This is a genomic window from Streptomyces huiliensis, assembly GCF_020037025.1.
Classification (GTDB): domain Bacteria; phylum Actinomycetota; class Actinomycetes; order Streptomycetales; family Streptomycetaceae; genus Streptomyces; species Streptomyces huiliensis.
In genome coordinates this window covers 1-1,121 of the sequence record NZ_JAIQLH010000532.1, presented here as the reverse complement: position 1 = coordinate 1,121, position 1,121 = coordinate 1, and the positions used below count along the sequence as shown (strand labels likewise).

Annotated in this window: 1 protein-coding gene; it reads right to left on the bottom strand. The window is 79.0% G+C overall.

The genetic code is table 11. The annotated features are described in order from the left end of the window. Positions 1-1,121: AMP-binding protein (locus tag JNW98_RS35690; RefSeq protein WP_223772400.1), on the bottom strand; the 1,121-nt coding region annotated here is incomplete at both ends.

Below are 1,121 nucleotides of genomic sequence, written 5' to 3'. Positions count from 1 at the left end.
CGCGCCCCCGCCAGCCGCGCCGCGGCTGCCCGGTCGGGCTTGCGGGAGCGGCCGGTCAGGGGAACGTCCGCGAACACCACGGCGTCCGGACGGGCCGACCCCATGCGGGACAGCGGCGCCCGCAGCCCGGCGCGCAGCCGCGCCGGGTCGGCGTCCGGGCGCGGTTGGACGACGGCGACCAGCCGTTCGTCACCGTCCCCGGCCGGGATGCCCACCAGTACGGCGAGTTCGACCCCGGCGATGTGCAACGAGGGCTCGTACAGCCCCGGATAGATGTTCTCGGCCCGCCGCAGCACCATGTCCTTGCACCGGCCTTCGAGCACGATCCGGTCGTCCTCCAGGCGCGCCCGGTCCCCGGTGGCCACCCACGGGTCGGGGGAGTCGCCGAGGTAGCGGTCGCGTGCCGCCGGGCCGGAGAGGAGCAGCTGGCCGGCGGCGTCCGTCGTCGCCCGGACGCCCGGCAGGGGAGCCCCGACGAGGTCGCCGGCCCCCGTGAACGCGGCCTTGTCCCGCTGCTCGACCGCGGCGGCCGGGAACAGCTCGGTGAGCGCGTACACCCCCCACGCCTCGGCGGCCCCCGCCCGCCGGACACGCGTGAGCAGCTCGGCACCGGCCGGGGCGCTGCCGGTCCAGACCCTCCCCGTGAAACGGGCGCCCGCGGCCAGCGCGGACCGCAGGTGAGGAGGCGTCAGGTAGGTGGCCTGGGCGCGCAGCCGGCGCAGCTGCCGGACGAGGACGCGCGGGGAGCGCGCGGGCAGCGCGACCGGCGCGCCGCTCGCCAGGGAGGGGACCAGGACGAAGAACGTCCCGCCCAGGACCGGCCGCCCCGGCAGCGGCCGTACCAGGTCCGTCACCGTCCGCATGCCGGCGGCGAGCGAGGAGCGGGTGTGCACCACGGCGCGCGGCCGGTCCGTCGTCCCCGAGGTGAAGACGACGACCGCGTCCCCGTCCTCGTCCACGGCCGGCGGCAGGACGGCGGACCGGACGTCCCCCAACCCCGGCGCGCAGCCCGGCAGCCGGCGGCCGAGCGTGGCCACCGGACCCAGCGCGGCCAGGTCCGGCAGCACCAGCCCCGCGCGACGTGCCACGGGCCGGGCCCAGCCGGCGGCCGCCTGGGCGGC